4 protein-coding genes are annotated in these 2,730 nt (G+C 72.4%); all 4 read left to right on the top strand.

The genetic code is table 11. The features are described from left to right. Nucleotides 1-409 (top strand): aminotransferase class I/II-fold pyridoxal phosphate-dependent enzyme (locus AOK24_RS39005; protein ID WP_159052146.1); only part of this gene is annotated, 409 nt, incomplete at its 5' end. Between the two features lie 11 nt (nucleotides 410-420). Further along, complete coding sequence (locus AOK24_RS39000) at nucleotides 421-849, top strand: cobalamin B12-binding domain-containing protein (RefSeq protein ID WP_079057222.1); 429 nt, start codon at nucleotides 421-423, stop codon at nucleotides 847-849. Further along, entirely contained in the window at nucleotides 849-2,120 is a 1,272-nt protein-coding gene (locus AOK24_RS38995) for a methylaspartate mutase (protein WP_055724665.1), read from the top strand. The genes AOK24_RS39000 and AOK24_RS38995 overlap by 1 nt, the downstream gene beginning before the upstream one ends. Nucleotides 2,121-2,193: 73 nt before the next feature. Then, the coding region (locus AOK24_RS38990; RefSeq protein ID WP_206191346.1) for an AfsR/SARP family transcriptional regulator at nucleotides 2,194-2,730 on the top strand (537 nt) is incomplete at its 3' end.

The following is a 2,730-nucleotide window of genomic DNA, read 5'->3' as shown; positions in this document are numbered from 1 at the left end:
CAAGGCGTACGGCCTCGCCGGCCTGCGCGTCGGCTACCTGCTCGCGGAGCCCGGCCTGATCTCCCGCGTCCAGCGCATGGTCATGCCGCTGAGCGTCAGTGACGTCGCCCAGGCCGCTGCCGTCGCCTCCCTCGCGGCGCAGAAGGACCTCCTCGCCCGCGTCCAGGACACGGCCGCCGAACGGGACCGCGTCCGCGCCGCGCTGCTCGCCCTGGGTTTCGACGTGCCGCCCTCGGAGGCGAACTTCCTCTGGCTGCCCCTCGGCGACCGCGCCGAGGAGTTCGCCGCAGCGTGCGCGTCGGCGGGAGTCGCCGTACGGCCCTACCCGGGCGACGGCGTGCGTGTCACCGTCGGGACCGTGGCGGACGACGACGCGTTCCTCGCGGTGGCCGGGACGAACCGCCCGTGAGGACCTACGTCGTGACCAGCGTGTCGTCGGACTCCCACATGTGGAACCTCGTCTTCCTCCAGCTGCTGCTGGAGGAGAACGGCGGACAGGTCGTCAACCTCGGCGCGTGCACCCCCGACGGCCTCGTCCTGTCCGCGTGCGCCAGAGTCCGCCCGGACGCCCTGGTCGTCAGCACGGTCAACGGACACGGCCACCTCGACGGACTGCGGCTGATCAAGAAGATCCGCCGGCACCCGGACCTCGCCGGAATGAAGGTCGTCATCGGCGGAAAGCTGGGCGTCCACGGGTCCCGGCACGCGGGATCGCGGGCGGAACTGGTCGCGAACGGCTTCGACGCGGTGTTCGAGGCGGACACCGACCTCGACCGGTTCCTCGACTGCGTCGGACTCGTCCCGGCGCCGCCGCAGCGCATCGCCTCCACCGAGACCCGGAGCACCTGATGGCACCCCCCACCGGACCCGGACGCTTCACCCGGTTCGTCCGGCGGGCGGCGGACGAAGGGAGACTGGTCGTCCAGCCGCGCATGGGATTCGGCACGGCCGGCCGGATGCGCGCGGGACTCGACGCGGTCAGGAGAGTCGACGCGGCCACGGTCGGCACCATCACCGTCGACAGCTACACCCGGGTCAACGACCACGCCTCGGCCCGCCGCGCCCTGGCGAAGGGCGCGGACCTCAACGGGTTCCCGCTGGTGGCCCACGGCCCGGTGGTGACCCGCGAGCTGCTCGCCGGGATCGCCGGGGACGACTTCCCGGTGCAGGTGCGGCACGGCTCGGCGCTGCCCGGCGACCTGTTCGCGGGCCTGGTGGCGGCCGGGATCGACGCCACCGAGGGCGGCCCCGTCTCCTACTGCCTGCCCTACAGCCGCGTCCCGCTGGCCCGCGCCGTCGCCGCCTGGGCGGAGTGCTGCGCGATGCTCGCGGAGGCCGGCGAACCCGTGCACCTGGAGAGCTTCGGCGGCTGCATGCTGGGCCAGTTGTGCCCGCCGAGCCTGCTGATCTCCCTGAGCATCCTGGAGGGCCTGTTCTTCCGCGAACACGGACTGCGGGACATCTCCGTCAGCTACGCCCAGCAGACCAGCGAGCAGCAGGACACCGAGGCGATCCACGCCCTGCGCGCCCTGGCGGAGGAATGGCTCGGCGACACCGACTGGCACGCCGTCCTGTACACGTACATGGGCGTCTATCCCCGCAGCAGGCACGGGGCGTACGGGCTCCTGGAGGCCAGCGCGAGACTCGCCGCCCGGACCGGGACCGAGCGGCTGATCGTCAAGACCGCCGTGGAGGCCAGCAGAATCCCGTCGATCACGGAGAACGTCGAGGCCCTGGAACGCGCCGCGCGGGCGGCCGGGCGGGAGGCGGTGGCCGGACCGGCCGCAGTCCCCGACTCGGGGATCTACGAGGAGGCCCGGGCGATCATCACGCACACCCTGACCCTGGGCGGCGACGTCGGGTCGGCGCTCGTGCGCGCGTTCGCCCTCGGACACCTCGACATCCCGTTCTGCCTGCACCAGGACAACGCGAACCGCTGCCGGGCCCGGATCGACGACCGCGGCCGGCTGACCTGGGCCGACCCCGCAGGGGTGCCGGTACCCCGGGCCCCAGCCATGGCCGGGAACCGGCAGCGGCTCACCGCCCGGGGCCTGCTCGACATGCTCAGCTACAACGAACGGCGCTACGACCACCCGACCAGGACCGGCCACCCCCGATGACAGGCCGTACGAGGAGGAAGATCACGAACTAGGGTTGGAGGGGTTCAGGCTCCTCCTACCGGGACCAGTGAAGATGAATGAAGACCAGAACCAGCATGTGCGATTCGCGGTCCTGGGATCGGTCAAAGTCTGGCGAGGAGAGGCCGAGTTACCCCTCGGCCCCCCGAAACAGCGCGCCTTATTGGCGTTACTCCTCCTGCACGCCGGACAGACCGTCGGCCTGAGCCGGATCGTCGACGTCCTGTGGCACAGCGACCCGCCGAACAGCGCCGTGAACGTCGTCCACCGCCACATCGGCTCCTTGCGGAAACTGCTGGAACCCGGCCTCCCGCCCCGCGCCCCGGGCGGCCTGCTGGTCCGGCACGCCAGGGGCTACGGCATCAACGCCGACGCCACCAGCCTCGACCTGCTGCGCTTCCGCGACCTCGTCACCCGCGCCCGCGACGCCGCCGACGGCGGCGAGGTGAGCGGCGCCGCCGAGCTGTACACCCAGGCCCTCTCCCTGTGGCGCGGAGAAGCCGCGCAGGGCCGCCAGGTGTTCGCTGTCGACGGCGGAGAACAGGGGGTGCACCCGGATGTCCGGCGGGACGCCCTGCGCGGCTTCTCCGCG

Source organism: Streptomyces niveiscabiei, from assembly GCF_001419795.1.
Taxonomy (GTDB): Bacteria; Actinomycetota; Actinomycetes; order Streptomycetales; family Streptomycetaceae; genus Streptomyces; species Streptomyces niveiscabiei.
Note: the sequence above shows the minus strand (reverse complement) of the source record. Positions and strands in the feature narration are given on the sequence as shown.